Source organism: Nocardioides sp. Z38_18 (assembly GCF_058215695.1).
Map to the genome: position 1 here is coordinate 161,813 of NZ_JBZAJE010000001.1, position 12,783 is coordinate 174,595.

Annotated in this window: 15 protein-coding genes; 11 read left to right on the forward strand and 4 right to left on the reverse strand. The window is 72.2% G+C overall.

The genetic code is table 11. The annotated features are described in order from the left end of the window. The first annotated feature begins 4 nt into the window (after positions 1-4). The 3 genes from AC4BGC_RS00750 to ccsB are packed head-to-tail and all read left to right on the forward strand — an operon-like array spanning position 5 to position 3,402. On the forward strand, positions 5-778 hold the full coding sequence (locus AC4BGC_RS00750) for a cytochrome c biogenesis CcdA family protein (protein WP_490546809.1): 774 nt from the start codon (positions 5-7) through the stop codon (positions 776-778). A 6-nt stretch (positions 779-784) separates the two neighbouring features. Then, positions 785-2,383, forward strand: a complete 1,599-nt coding sequence (gene resB / locus AC4BGC_RS00755; protein WP_490553945.1) for a cytochrome c biogenesis protein ResB — start codon at positions 785-787, stop codon at positions 2,381-2,383. Next, on the forward strand, positions 2,380-3,402 hold the full coding sequence (ccsB, locus tag AC4BGC_RS00760) for a c-type cytochrome biogenesis protein CcsB (protein ID WP_490553946.1): 1,023 nt from the start codon (positions 2,380-2,382) through the stop codon (positions 3,400-3,402). Before resB ends, ccsB begins: the two co-directional genes overlap by 4 nt. A gap of 150 nt (positions 3,403-3,552) precedes the next feature. Here the strand turns inward: ccsB and AC4BGC_RS00765 are convergent, their stop codons facing one another. Further along, on the reverse strand, positions 3,553-3,765 hold the full coding sequence (locus tag AC4BGC_RS00765; protein WP_490546647.1) for a hypothetical protein: 213 nt from the start codon (positions 3,763-3,765) through the stop codon (positions 3,553-3,555). 69 nt (positions 3,766-3,834) lie between these two features. Here AC4BGC_RS00765 and AC4BGC_RS00770 point away from each other — a divergent pair, with 69 nt between their 5' ends. Further along, positions 3,835-4,098 carry a DUF4229 domain-containing protein gene (locus AC4BGC_RS00770; protein WP_490553947.1) on the forward strand — a complete coding sequence of 88 codons (264 nt, stop codon included), beginning with the start codon at positions 3,835-3,837 and terminating at the stop codon, positions 4,096-4,098. A 6-nt stretch (positions 4,099-4,104) separates the two neighbouring features. Here the strand turns inward: AC4BGC_RS00770 and AC4BGC_RS00775 are convergent, their stop codons facing one another. After that, entirely contained in the window at positions 4,105-4,239 is a 135-nt protein-coding gene (locus tag AC4BGC_RS00775; RefSeq protein WP_490546645.1) for a hypothetical protein, read from the reverse strand. 73 nt (positions 4,240-4,312) lie between these two features. Next, positions 4,313-5,206, reverse strand: a complete 894-nt coding sequence (locus tag AC4BGC_RS00780) for a 1,4-dihydroxy-2-naphthoate polyprenyltransferase (protein WP_490546644.1) — start codon at positions 5,204-5,206, stop codon at positions 4,313-4,315. Positions 5,207-5,269: 63 nt separating this feature from the next. Here AC4BGC_RS00780 and AC4BGC_RS00785 point away from each other — a divergent pair, with 63 nt between their 5' ends. From AC4BGC_RS00785 to AC4BGC_RS00810, 6 genes are read left to right on the forward strand one after another with little or no spacing between them, the layout of a single operon-like run. Further along, entirely contained in the window at positions 5,270-6,328 is a 1,059-nt protein-coding gene (locus AC4BGC_RS00785; protein ID WP_490553948.1) for an AMP-binding protein, read from the forward strand. Continuing rightward, positions 6,325-7,278: an o-succinylbenzoate synthase gene (locus AC4BGC_RS00790; RefSeq protein ID WP_490553949.1), complete on the forward strand. Its 954-nt coding sequence runs from the start codon at positions 6,325-6,327 to the stop codon at positions 7,276-7,278. The genes AC4BGC_RS00785 and AC4BGC_RS00790 overlap by 4 nt, the downstream gene beginning before the upstream one ends. Further along, positions 7,275-8,891, forward strand: a complete 1,617-nt coding sequence (gene menD, locus AC4BGC_RS00795) for a 2-succinyl-5-enolpyruvyl-6-hydroxy-3-cyclohexene-1-carboxylic-acid synthase (RefSeq protein WP_490553950.1) — start codon at positions 7,275-7,277, stop codon at positions 8,889-8,891. Before AC4BGC_RS00790 ends, menD begins: the two co-directional genes overlap by 4 nt. 3 nt (positions 8,892-8,894) lie before the next feature. After that, positions 8,895-9,086, forward strand: coding sequence for a hypothetical protein (locus tag AC4BGC_RS00800; protein ID WP_490553951.1), 192 nt, complete (start codon positions 8,895-8,897; stop codon positions 9,084-9,086). Positions 9,087-9,132: 46 nt separating this feature from the next. Next, a complete protein-coding gene (locus tag AC4BGC_RS00805) occupies positions 9,133-9,768 on the forward strand; it encodes an MBL fold metallo-hydrolase (protein ID WP_490553952.1) in 636 nt (211 codons plus the stop codon). 10 nt (positions 9,769-9,778) lie between these two features. After that, positions 9,779-10,396, forward strand: a complete 618-nt coding sequence (locus tag AC4BGC_RS00810) for a hypothetical protein (protein WP_490553953.1) — start codon at positions 9,779-9,781, stop codon at positions 10,394-10,396. Positions 10,397-10,550: 154 nt separating this feature from the next. Here AC4BGC_RS00810 and AC4BGC_RS00815 read toward each other — a convergent pair whose 3' ends face one another. Further along, positions 10,551-11,837: an isochorismate synthase gene (locus AC4BGC_RS00815; RefSeq protein ID WP_490553954.1), complete on the reverse strand. Its 1,287-nt coding sequence runs from the start codon at positions 11,835-11,837 to the stop codon at positions 10,551-10,553. 81 nt (positions 11,838-11,918) lie between these two features. Here AC4BGC_RS00815 and AC4BGC_RS00820 point away from each other — a divergent pair, with 81 nt between their 5' ends. Further along, positions 11,919-12,608 (forward strand): demethylmenaquinone methyltransferase, encoded by a 690-nt coding sequence (locus AC4BGC_RS00820; protein WP_490546637.1) that lies wholly within the window; start codon positions 11,919-11,921, stop codon positions 12,606-12,608. Positions 12,609-12,783: the final 175 nt, after the last annotated feature.

Below are 12,783 nucleotides of genomic sequence, written 5' to 3' on the forward strand. Positions count from 1 at the left end.
AGTGATGGGGCTGCTCCTTCCGCTCGATCTCGGGGACTGGTTCGCGAGCACTGCGAACAACGGCACCCTGCTGCTCGCGGTCCCGGTGGCGCTGCTCGCCGGGCTGGTCTCGTTCTTCTCCCCGTGCGTGGTGCCGCTGCTGCCCGGCTACCTCTCCTACGCGACCGGGCTCTCCGGCGCCGACCTCGCGGACGCCCGCCGCGGCCGGATGCTGGCGGGGTCGCTGCTGTTCGTGCTCGGGTTCTCGTTCGTGTTCGTCTCCTTCGGCACCCTGTTCGGGGCCGTGGGGGAGTGGCTGTTCACCTACGAGCGGCAGATCACCATCGCGCTGGGCAGCCTGACCATCCTGCTCGGCCTGGTGTTCCTCGGGGTGGTGCCGTGGATGCAGCGCGACTGGCGCGTCCACAAGGTCCCCTCGGTCGGCCTGGTGGCCGCTCCCTTGCTGGGGGTGCTGTTCGGTCTCGGCTGGGCGCCCTGCATCGGGCCGACGCTGAGCGCGGTCCTCGCCCTCTCGGTCAACGAGGCCTCCGCCGGCCGCGGGGCGCTGCTGAGCTTCGTGTACTGCCTCGGCCTGGGCCTGCCGTTCATCGCGGCCGCACTGGCCTACCGCCGGATGCTCGGCACCATCGGCTGGGTGCGGCGCCACCAGCGGTGGGTGACCGCGTTCGGCGGGTTGATGCTGGTCGTCGTGGGCCTGCTGCTGGTCACCGGCTGGTGGGCCGAGATGGTCGGCTGGATCCAGACCTGGTTCTTCCCCAACTTCGAGTCAGGGGTCTAGAAAGACATGCCCGCCACCGGTTACGAAGCCCCTCCGCTGCGCCCTCGCGAGTTCGCGCGCTGGGCCTGGCGCCAGCTCACCTCGATGCGCACCGCGCTGATCCTGCTGTTCCTGCTGGCGCTGGCCTCGATCCCCGGCTCGGTGGTCCCGCAGGAGTCCGTGGACTCGCTGCGCGCCTCCCAGTGGCGCGAGCAGCACCCGCAGCTCACGCCGATCTACGAGAAGCTCGGCCTGTTCTCGGTCTACAACTCGGTGTGGTTCTCCGCGATCTACATCCTGCTGATGGTCTCGCTCGTCGGCTGCATCGTCCCGCGGCTGATGGTCTACTGGCGCGGCGTACGACGTCAGCCGCCGCCGCCCCCGCGGCACCTGTCCCGGATGCCGGCCAGCCGCACCTTCGTGACCGACGAGGACCCCGACGCCGTCGTGGAACGGGCCCAGGCGCTGCTGCGCAAGCGGCGGTTCCGGGTCTCGACCGCCGAGGGGTCGGTCAGCTCGGAGCGTGGCTACCTGCGCGAGGCCGGCAACCTGGTCTTCCACCTCTCCGTGCTGATCGTGCTCGTCGGGTTCGCCATCGGCGGGCTGTGGGGCTACAAGGGCGGCGTCATCGTGGTGACCAAGGACGGGTTCGCCAACACCCTGGGCCAGTACGACGACTTCCGCGCCGGCGCGCTGTTCGACCCCGCCAACCTGGCGCCGTTCGAGTTCACCGTCGAAGACTTCGACGTCACGTTCATCCGGGAGGGCCGCGACGCCGGGATGGCGCACAAGTTCGCCGCCGACCTGACCTACCGGGCCTCGCCCGACGCGGAGGAGAAGCACCAGGAGATCGCGGTGAACCACCCGCTGACCCTCGACGGCACCGACGTGTTCCTGATCAGCCACGGCTACGCGCCGCACATCACGGTGCGCAATGCCGACAAGAGCATCGCGTTCTCCGGGCCGGTGGTCTTCCTCCCCGAGGACGCCACGTTCCTCTCCTACGGGGTGGTCAAGGTCCCCGACGCCACCCAGAAGGACGGCAACACCCAGCTCGGGCTCGAGGGCGAGTTCTACCCGACGTACGGCTTCACCCAGGCCAGTGGGCCGTTCTCGGCGTTCCCCGACGACAAGAACCCCGCGATCTCGATGCTGGCCTACCGGGGCGACCTCGGCCTCGACGACGGCACCCCGCAGTCGGTCTACGGCCTCAAGAAGGACGGCCTGGAGCCGATCAAGAAGGCCGACGGGAAGCCGCTGCGCATCGACCTCGCGATGGGCGGCACCACCACGCTGCCCGACGGTCTCGGCACGGTGACCTTCGACCGGGTGAGCCGCTACGTCAAGCTCCAGGTCAGCCACACCCCGGGCCAGAAGGTCGCCCTGGGCGGCGTCGTGCTCGCCCTGGTCGGACTGCTCGGCTCGCTGTTCATCCGGCCCCGCCGCATCTGGGTGCGTGCACGCACCGAGGGCGGTCGTACTACCGTCGAGGTCGCGGGTCTCGACCGCAGCTCAGGGGGAGACCTGTCCGAGGAGATCGAGGACCTCGCTGTCGCACTCGGCGCGGCGAGCCCCGGCAGCACAGCCACACCACCAGGTTCCACAGCAGCAGGAGAGTCGTCGTGACCCACGAACAGTTCGAGGTGCTCAGCAACCAGGCGGTCGCGGCGTGCGCCGTCGTCTACGCGCTGGCCGTCCTCGCCCACCTCGCCCAGTGGGCGGCCGGCCGCACGGTCGCTGAGCCCGAGCAGCAGCCCGTCGCCGTGGGCGCCGCGGAGGTCGGTGCCGGCTCCGGTGCGGCCCCGGTGAGCGCTGCCACGGCCGAGGAGCCGGAGCGGGCGGAGCTCTTCGGCCGGATCGGCCTCGCGATCACCGTGGTCGCTGCCTTCGTGCACTTCATCGCGGTCGTCAGCCGCGGACTGGCCTCGGACCCCGTGCGGGTGCCGTGGGGCAACATGTACGAGTTCACCCTGACCGGCACCTGGGTCGTCACGATGGGCTACCTGCTGCTCTACCGCCGGTACTCGCTGTCGTGGCTGTCCCCGATCGTGACCAGCTTCGTGCTGGTGACGCTGATGATCGACGTCCTGGTGCTCTACACCCCGGTCGTCCCGCTGCGCGACGCGCTGCAGTCGCCGTGGCTGATCATCCACGTGGTGGCCGCGATCATCGCCACCGGCGCCTTCACCCTCGGCGGGATGTGCTCGGCGCTCTACCTGGTCAAGGAGCGCTGGCTGCGCAAGCAGGAGCGCTCGCCCGGTGCCGGCACGAGCGGCTACCTCGCCCGGCTCCCCGAGCTGCGCGTGCTCGACCGCGTCGCCTACCGCACGCACGCGTTCGCGTTCCCGATCTGGACCTTCGCCGCCCTGATCGCCGGGCCGATCTGGGCCCACTACGCGTGGGGCCGCTACTGGGGCTGGGACCCCAAGGAGGTGTGGGCCTTCATCACCTGGGTGGTGTACGCCGCCTACCTGCACGCACGCGCCACCTCCGGCTGGAAGGGCCGCTCCGCAGCCATCGTGGCCCTGGTCGGCCTGGCCACGCTGTGGTTCAACTTCGTCGGGATCAACTTCTTCTTCGGCAGCGCCAGCCAGCACTCCTACGCCGCACCCGAGCCGCTCCCGATCGTCCGCACCCTGGAGTGAGCGGGGCGGGGCGGTTTGCTGACGAACCGCATAGTCCCGAACGAATCGCAGCCCGGACCGGCGTACAGACCTGCCGATTGATCGGGACTACCCGGGATCGTGACTCACCGAAGTCTCACCGGGGCGTACGGCGCTGCTAGCGCCTCGCCGCTAGGAGGGGGAGCCCTCGTCCTTGCTGTGCCGACGCTTGCGCTCGAGCTCGCGCAGGAACTCCTCGTCGTCGTCGGGCCCGACCGGGCCGGGGGGAGTGCGCTTGGCGGCCGTGCCACCGCCGCCGCCACGGTTCTTGCGCTGGTCGAGCAGCCAGAAGAACGCGTAGAGGACCGCCGCGAACAAGGCAAGGAAGAAAACGACCCGCAACATGGCTCCAATGTAGTTGGTGGGCGGTAGGCCGCTCTCAGACCGGGTCGAGGCCGCTTGTAGCCTTGTCTTGTGAAGGCATTCGCGATCTACACGCTGCTCCGCCTGAGTCTGTTCGTGACCACTTTCGCGGTCGTTGCCTTCGTCTGGGTGCTGCTGTTCGGCAAGGACGGCGTCCTGCTGGTGCCGTTCCTGGTCGCGCTGATCGGGTCCTCGATGCTGTCGCTGAAGTTCCTGGCTCCGCAGCGAGAGCGGTTGGCACTCTCGATCGAGGCACGCGCCAAGCGGGCGAGCCGGAGCTTCGATGAGCACCGGGCCAAGGAGGACTCGGACTGAGTCCGGTCAGCGGGGCTTGCGCTTGAGCTGCCGGTTGATCCGGGTCTCGGACTGACCGAGCACCTTGGCGAGCAGCTTGACGCGGTTGGTGTAGGCGAGTGCGCAGACGACCACGATGCCGAGCAGGATGATGAGCCACATGCCGGCCAGTGTGCCACCGTCCCGGGCGTGACGCGGAGCGCGGGGCCGCCTCGGCCGCCGCGAGGGGCGTCGCTCAGATCCGGCTGATCGCCACGCCCGCGAGCATCCCCGCTGCGTAGAGGAGCTCGGCCACGCCGGTCAGCTGGAGCACGGGGATCAGGCCGGGCCCGACCGCTCGCTGACGGAGCACGGTCGCGGTGGCCCGCAGTGCGGCGGGGCCGGCGGCCAGTGCGAGCAGCGTCCACCAGGTGGTGGTCAGGGCAACCCCGACCAGGGCCACACCGGCTGTGGCGACCAGCAGGGCGAACAGGCCACGGGTGCGGTCCTCGCCGAGGGCCACGGCCAGCGTGCGCTTGCCCGAGACGGTGTCCGTCGGGATGTCCCGCAGGTTGTTGGCGACCAGGATGGCGCAGGCGAAGGCCCCGACCCCGACGGCGGCGTACAGCGCGGGGAGCTCGAAGGTCTCGGTCTGGACGTACGTCGTGCCCAGGACCGCGACCAGCCCGAAGAACACGAACACCATCACCTCGCCGAGCCCCATGTAGCCGTAGGGGCGGGAGCCGCCGGTGTAGAACCAGGCCGCGAGGATGCAGAGCAGGCCCACCGCCACCAGCCACCACGCGGTCGTCGCGGCCAGGACCAGCCCGACCAGTCCGGCAGCGCCCAGCGCCGCGAACGCCGCCGTCTTGACCGCGCGGGGAGTGGCCAGCCCGCTGCCGACCAGGCGCAGCGGTCCCACCCGGGAGTCGTCGGTGCCCCGGATGCCGTCGGAGTAGTCGTTGGCGTAGTTCACGCCGACCTGGAGCAGCAGCGAGACCGCCAGGGCCAGCGCCGCCTTCCACCACACCGCCTGGTCCTCCCACAGCGCGATCGCTGTTCCGGCGAGGACGGGGGCGACGGCGGCAGGCAGCGTGCGGGGCCGCGCGCCCGCGACCCACTGGCTGATCGAGGGGGCGGGGGAGGGCATGGCCGGATTGTGTCAGGGCACGCGCCGCCACCGGCCGGTGCCGGTCCGACTAGCGTGGCCGACGTGAGCAGCCTGCGGCCGGTGACTGGTGACGCCGAGGAGATCCTCGCGCTGCTGCGCGAGTGGGACGCCGCGACCGATCCCGAGCCCCTGGTGATCGCCACGTCCGGCTCGACCGGCCGGCCCAAGCGGGTGCGGCTCTCGCGGGACGCGATGCGTGCCTCGGCCCTCGGCACCCACGAGCGGCTCGGCGGCCCCGGGCAGTGGGTGCTCAACCTGCCGCCGACCTACGTCGCGGGGGTGCAGGTGCTCTACCGCTCGGTGGTGGCCGGGACCGAGCCGGTGCTCTTCGAGCAGGACTTCGCCGAGGCGCTGGAGCGCATGTCCGGACGCGGCTACGTGTCGCTGGTCCCGACCCAGCTGGTCCGGCTGCTGCGCGACATGAACGACGGGAGCGCCGAGGACGTCGAGGCGCTCGCGGCCTTCGACGCCGTGCTCATCGGCGGGGGACCCCTGAACCCCGAGGTGCGCGGCGAGGCGGAGTCCCACGGCATCCGCGTGGTGCAGACCTACGGGATGAGCGAGACCTGCGGCGGCTGCGTCTACGACGGCGAGCCGCTCGCCGGGGTCGAGGTGCGCATCGAGGAGCCCGAGGACACCGGTGACTTGCGGGGGGCTCAGGACGGCGAGGTGCTGCTGCGCGGGCCGATGCTCTTCGAGGGCTACGAGGACGACCCGGAGCGGACCGCGGAGGTGCTGCGCGACGGGTGGTTCCGCACCGGCGACCTCGGCCGGCTCGGTGCCGACGGCCGGCTGCGCGTGACCGGGCGGGCCGACGACGTGATCATCAGTGGCGGTGTGAAGGTGCCGGCGGCCGCCGTGGCGGCGATGCTCTCCGCCGACCCGGCGGTGCGGGCCGTGGAGGTGCTCGGCGCCCCGGACCCCGAGTGGGGGGAGCGCGTGGTGGCGTTCGTGGCCCCCAACGACCCGCTCACCCTGGACGGGCTGCGCGACCTGGTCGAGCCGCGGACGTGGGCGCCGCGACAGCTCGTCGTCGTCGAGGAGATCCCGCTGCTGCCCAATGGCAAGCCGGACCGGGTCCGGCTGCGGGAGCTGGCATGAGCGTCTTCGCGATCCCCCTGACCACCCGGTTCCGCGGCATCACCGTGCGCGAGGGCGCGCTGGTCCGGGGCGATCAGGGATGGGGAGAGTTCAGCCCGTTCCTGGAGTACGACGCGCCCACCTCCGCGCCCTGGCTCGCCTGTGCCCGCGAGGCCGCGGACCTCGGCTGGCCCGAGCCGGTGCGATCACGGGTGCCGGTGAACGTGACCGTGCCGGCCTGCTCTCCGGAGCGTGCCCGCGAGATCGTGCTCGCCTCCTCGGGCTGCCGGACCGCGAAGGTGAAGGTCGCCGAGGCCGGGCAGGAGCCCGGTGAGGACGAGGCGCGGCTGGAGGCCGTCCGGGACGCGCTCGGGCCCGACGGGATGGTCCGCGTGGACGCGAACGGCGGCTGGTCCGTGGAGGAGGCGGTCCGCCGGATCGCCGCGCTCGAGCGGGCGGCCGGGGGGCTGGAGTACGTCGAGCAGCCGGTCGCCTCCGTCGAGGACCTCGCCCTGGTGCGGCGCCGCGTCTCGGTGCCGATCGCGGCGGACGAGTCGATCCGCCGGGCGGCCGACCCCTACCGCGTGCGTGACCTCGAGGCGGCCGACATCGCGGTGCTCAAGGTGCAGCCGCTGGGCGGCGTACGCGCCTGCCTGCGGATCGCCGAGGACATCGCGATGCCCGTCGTCGTCTCCAGCGCCGTCGAGTCGAGCATCGGCATCGCCGCGGGGGTGGCGCTCGCCGCCGCCCTTCCCGAGCTGCCGCACGCCTGCGGGCTGGCGACGGTGCAGCTGCTCAGCGGCGACGTGGTCGCCGACCCGTTGCTGCCGGTCGACGGGTTCCTGCCCGTACGCCGCCCGGTGGTCGACGAGGCCGCGCTGGCGCGGTTCGCCGCGCCCGCGGACCGGGTCGAGCACTGGCGCCTGCGAATGGCCGAGGTGGAGGCCGTGCGGCAGGATCGTCGCTCGTGACCTCTCCCGAGCCGCCCGCCCCCTCGACGCTCCTGGCCACCTGGCTGGTCGAGGAGCTCGTCGAGCGCGGGACGACCGACGTGGTGCTGTGCCCCGGCTCGCGCAACGCCCCGTTGTCCTTCGCGCTGCTGGCGCACCCGGGGATCACCCTGCACACCCGCATCGACGAGCGCACCGCCGCCTTCCTCGCCCTGGGGCTGGCGAAGAGCTCCCACCGCCCCGCGGCCGTGGTCACCACCTCCGGCACCGCGACGGCCAACCTCCACCCCGCGGTCCTCGAGGCCGCCCATGCCGGCGTACCCCTGGTCGCGATCACCGCCGACCGCCCCGCCCGCCTCCGCGGCACCGGCGCCAACCAGACCACCGACCAGGTCCGCCTCTTCGGCGACGCCGCCAGCTTCGCCGACCTCACCGCCCCGTCCCTCGACGCCCTCGACGCCGCCTGGCTCCCAGACGGCCCGGTGCACCTGAACGTGCAGCTGGACGAGCCGCTCGTGGGCGACCAGCTCCCCGCAATTGCTGGGAAATTTCACTCTGTCCAGCCGGAGCAGCGGAATTTGCCAGCAAATGCGGGTCCTGGGCACCCCCACGACCTGCCCCACGGCCCGCGCACCGTCGTGGTGGCCGGGGATGATGCGGGGCCGCCGGCACGGATCCTGGCCGAGCGGGGTGGGTGGCCGTTGCTCGCGGAGCCGAGCAGCGGGTCGCGGACGGGGGCGAACCCGATCCGGACCTACCGGCTGCTGCTGGGGACCGAGCTCGGGGCGCGGGTGGAGCGGGCGATCGTCTTCGGGCACCCGACCCTGTCGCGGCCGGTGTCGCGGCTGCTGGGGCGCGCGGATGTCGAGGTGGTCTCGGTGCGCCCTCGGGGGCGGTGGCCGCAGCGGCCGTTCCCCGTGGACGCCGAGCACGACGCCGTCTCGGTCGCGGAGAGCGACGACCAACGCTGGCTCGACGAGTGGCGTACGGCGGACCGGGAGGTGGGCCGCCGGGTCGACGCCTTCGTCGCGGCCCAGCCCGGCCTCACGCCGTACGACGTGGCCGCGGTGGTCAACGCCGCGAACCCACCCGGTGGGCTGCTGTTCGTCGGGGCGAGCAACCCGATCCGCGACCTCGACCTGATGGCCAGCGCCCACCCCGTCGGGGAACGGCGGATGGTGCTGGCCAACCGGGGGCTCGCCGGGATCGACGGCACCGTGTCCAGCGCCATCGGCGCAGCGCTCGGGCGGCCGCGGAGCACCCGCGCGATCGCCTACCTCGGCGACGTCACGTTCCTGCACGACCTGACCGCGCTGGTGGCCGGGCCCGCCGAGGCCCGTCCTGACCTGACCATCGTGGTGGCCAACGACGACGGCGGCTCGATCTTCGCCACCCTGGAGCAGGGCGGACCCGAGCACGCGGGCGCCTACGACAAGCTCTTCGGCACCCCCCACGGGGTCGACCTGGCTGCGCTGTGCGCAGCCACCCGGACCCCGCACTGGAGGGTCACCGAGCGGGCCGAGCTCGAGCACGCCCTGGCCAGCCCCAACGGCGGCATCGAGGTGGTCGAGGCCGTGGTACGCCGCGACAACCGGCGCGAGCTCGACGAACGGCTCCGGGCCCTGGCTCGGTGACGATTGACGCTGTACGGCACCTGCGGCACCTGCGGCACCAGCGCGGCACCAGCGCGGCACCAGCGCGGCACCTGCGGCACCAGCGCGGCGCCCACGGTGTGCGCCGCGGGCGGCAACCAGGGGTGCCTGAACGTGCAGAGCGTCGTGGGCGCCAACATCCCGGCACCGCCGAGCGGCGTCAACCTCGACCGGTGACGCGCGCGGTCTCCCCGTTCTCCTCGGTGGTCGCTACCGTCGCCCCATGAGAATCACGAAGTTCGGGCACGCGTGCGTGCGAATCGAGACCGGCGACCACACCATCGTGCTGGACCCCGGCGCGTTCACCGACGCCGAGGCGGTGGCCGGGGCGACCGCCGTGCTGATCACCCACGAGCACCCCGATCACTACCTGGCCGACCACCTGCGGCGTACGGACGCCCCGATCCACACCATCGCCGCGGTCGCGGCGAAGATCCGCGAGGACGCCCCCGACCTCGTCGAGCGGGTCAACGTGGTCGAGCCCGGCCAGGAGCTCGACCCGGGTGTGCCGACCCGGGTGGTCGGGGAGAAGCACGCGGTGATCCACCCCGAGCTGCCGCGCTTCGACAACAGCGGCTACCTGCTCGAGGTCGAGGGGATGACGATCTTCCACCCCGGTGACGCGCTGGTGGTGCCGGAGGTCGACGTCGACCTGCTGCTGCTCCCGGTCAGCGCGCCGTGGCTGAAGGTCAGTGAGTGCATCGACTTCGCCCGCGACGTCGGGGCGCCGCGCTCTCTCGCGATCCACGACTCGATCTACAGCGAGATCGGGCTGAAGGTCATCGGCCCGCAGCTGGACCGCTTCCTGGGCGAGCGCGAGCAGACCTACGTGCGCCTCGAGCCGGGTCAGGACCTCTGAGCGGCCGCGGGTGATCGACTGGCTCCGGGACCGCTCCGTCGTCGAGCTGGTGCTGCTGGCGCTGGGCGCCTTCCTCGTCCTGGCCCTGGGTGCCGCCCTGACCACGCGGGCCCTGGTGCGGCGTGGGCTGCGCGCACCGTTCGTCGTACGCCGGATCAACCGGCTCTCGCTCTGGGTGGTGGAGCTGGTCAAGCGGCCGATCACCGTCGCGGTGCTCGACGAGGTGGCCGACGTGATCCAGACGGGCCACTACACCAAGAACATCTCCGCGGCGCTGCTGGAGAACCGCGACGAGCTGGTTGCGCTGGTGGCCGAGAAGGTCCGCGCCGACCCCGCGTCGCGGGTGGTCGGCCTGCTGCCCGGCTACGACACGATCATCAGCCAGGCCAGCGAGACCACGTTGCGGGTGGTCATCGAGATGCTCGGCGACCCGAGGATGGACGAGCTGGTCGCCGACCTGCTGCGCAACAACCTCGACCAGATCAAGCGGGCCGTCCACGAGCGCGAGCACCTCGACGTGGAGCCGCACGCCCCGCCGGACATCCCGCCTGCCACTGCTCCCGGCACCCGGTCGCCCATGGTGGGGACGCGGCCGCGGGTCCGCGGGGGACCCGGCCGCTCCTACTAGGACGGCGATCCCGCAGGCCGTTTCTCGCAGGCCGTTTCTCGCAGACGCGCGGACACAAGTCCTGAAAAACGGGTGGCGCGACGCTCAGCAGCCCCGATCGCGCCGACTTGTGTCCGCGCGTATGCGAACACCCCCCGGCCAAGAGGGAGCGGGCTCAGTCCGCCAGCGCGTCGCGGACGGGCAGGAACTTGGCCTGGGCCTCGGCCAGCTCGGCCTCGGGGTCGGAGTCCGCGACGATGCCGCAGCCGGCGAAGAGGCGCACCTGGTTGCCGTCGAGCTCGGCGGAGCGCAGGGCGATGCCGAACTCGCCGTCGCCGGCGGCGTCCATCCAGCCCACCGGGCCGGCGTAGCGACCGCGGTCCATCCCCTCGATCTCGGTGATCATCTCGGTCGCCACCTTCGTCGGCGTCCCGCCGACCGCGGCCGAGGGGTGCAGCCCGGCGGCGAGCTCGAGGACGGTGGCGCCGCCGGCCCCGGAGGAGGGGGCGTGGACCACGCCCGCGACGTCGGTGGCCAGGTGCATCACGTTGGGCAGGTGCAGCACGAACGGCACCTCGGGGACGTTCATCGAGGAGCAGTACGGCGCCAGCGAGTCGGCGACCGAGCGGACGGCGTACTCGTGCTCCTCCAGGTCCTTCGAGGACCGGGCGAGCTGCCCGGCGAGTGCCAGGTCGTGATCGTCGTCGCCGGTACGCCGGATGGTGCCGGCCAGCACCCGGGAGGTGACCAGGCCCCGCTCCCGGCGCACGAGCATCTCGGGGGTGGCACCGAAGAGGCCCTCCACGTGGAAGGTCCAGCACATCTCGTAGTACTCGGCGAGCTGTCGCAGGGGCCAGCGCACGTCGATCGGCTCGGTCGCGGTGGCGATCAGGTCGCGGGCCAGCACGACCTTCTCCAGCTCACCGGCGGCGATCCGCTGCACGGCCTGCGCCACCACCGACTCCCACGCCGCGCCGCTCATCGCGCCGTCGGCGAAGGTCACGCCGCGGGGCGCCGGGACGGGTCCCTGGCGCACCAGGTCGGGTACCGCCGGCCGCTCGTCGGTGCCGATCACGGTGACCCAGGCCCGGTCCTCGCGGGTACCGACGAGCACGCGGGGGACCACCAGGACGCTGTCGCCGGGGTCGTCGGCGAAGCCGAAGCTGCCAAAGCTCACCAGGCCGGTGCCGGGGACGCGCACCTCGTCGTGGATCTCGGCGGCGTCGGTGACCGCGCGCCACCAGTCGTCGGCGTCGGCGAAGCGGTCCGGGCCCGAGGTCACGCAGCGTGCGGCCACGCCCCACGCGACCAGGCCCTTGCCCCGGCGCAGCCACGCCACGGGGTCCGTGCCGGGGAGCAGGTCCAGCAGGTTCGCGGGCAGCGTGTCGCCGGAGGTGACCTCGAAGGTGTGCGCGACGAGCCTGCTGACGGGAGCTGCGCTCGCCTGGCTGGGGCTGGTCACGGAAAAAGCCTACGCGGTGGCGAACCCGGTTTTCCCGGGACCAGCCCCGGTGTTCACGCCGGCGCTGCATAGGCTGCAGTCGTGACTCGCGCTGACCTGGACAAGAAGCCTGCCGAGGTGCGAGCGATGTTCGACGACGTCGCCCGCCGCTACGACCTCACCAACGACGTCCTCTCCCTGGGGATGGACCGTCGCTGGAGGCACGACGTCGTCGAGGCGGTCGACCCCCAGCCGGGGGAGCGGGTGCTCGACCTCGCGGCCGGCACCGGGACCTCCTCCCAGCCGTTCCTGGACCGCGGCGCGATGGTCGTCCCGTGCGACTTCTCGGTCGGCATGCTCCAGGTCGGCAAGCGCAACCGGCCGCACCTGCCGTTCACGGCCGGCGACGGCACCCGGCTGCCGTTCGCCGACGACACCTTCGACGCGGTGACGATCTCCTTCGGGCTGCGCAACATCGTCGACCCCGACGCGGGACTGCGCGAGATGCTGCGGGTCACGCGGCCGGGCGGCCGCCTCGTGGTGTGCGAGTTCAGCTCGCCGACCCTGGCGCCGTTCCGGACCCTCTACCTGGAGTACCTGATGAAGGCGCTGCCCTCGATCGCCCGTGCGGTCTCCTCGAGCCCGGACGCCTACGTCTACCTCGCCGAGTCGATCCGTGCCTGGCCCGACCAGGCCGGCCTCGCCGAGCGGATCGCGGCCGCGGGCTGGAGCGCTCCGCAGTGGCGCAACCTCACCGGCGGCATCGTCGCGCTGCACCGCGCGAGGGCCTGACCAGCGACTTCGCCAGGCCTCATATAGGCAACACGAACGTGCCCTAAATCCGCTGGTCAGAGGCTTGCGCGACCCGGACAGGGCGGGTTCGCATGATGTGATCGAGACCTCTATGCTGACACCGTCGAGAGTTCGTGAACGTATTCACATGTTCACGAAGCGACATGATCGAGGA

Excerpts from the sequence above, each read along its gene's own strand:
- AC4BGC_RS00750 (WP_490546809.1), top strand. The coding sequence starts at position 5 with ATGGGGCTGCTCCTTCCGCTCGATCTCGGGGACTGGTTCGCGAGCACT.
- resB (WP_490553945.1), top strand. The coding sequence starts at position 785 with ATGCCCGCCACCGGTTACGAAGCCCCTCCGCTGCGCCCTCGCGAGTTC.
- AC4BGC_RS00765 (WP_490546647.1), bottom strand. The coding sequence starts at position 3,765 with ATGTTGCGGGTCGTTTTCTTCCTTGCCTTGTTCGCGGCGGTCCTCTAC.
- AC4BGC_RS00775 (WP_490546645.1), bottom strand. The coding sequence starts at position 4,239 with ATGTGGCTCATCATCCTGCTCGGCATCGTGGTCGTCTGCGCACTCGCC.
- AC4BGC_RS00805 (WP_490553952.1), top strand. The coding sequence starts at position 9,133 with ATGAGAATCACGAAGTTCGGGCACGCGTGCGTGCGAATCGAGACCGGC.
- AC4BGC_RS00790 (WP_490553949.1), top strand. The coding sequence starts at position 6,325 with ATGAGCGTCTTCGCGATCCCCCTGACCACCCGGTTCCGCGGCATCACC.
- AC4BGC_RS00780 (WP_490546644.1), bottom strand. The coding sequence starts at position 5,206 with ATGCCCTCCCCCGCCCCCTCGATCAGCCAGTGGGTCGCGGGCGCGCGG.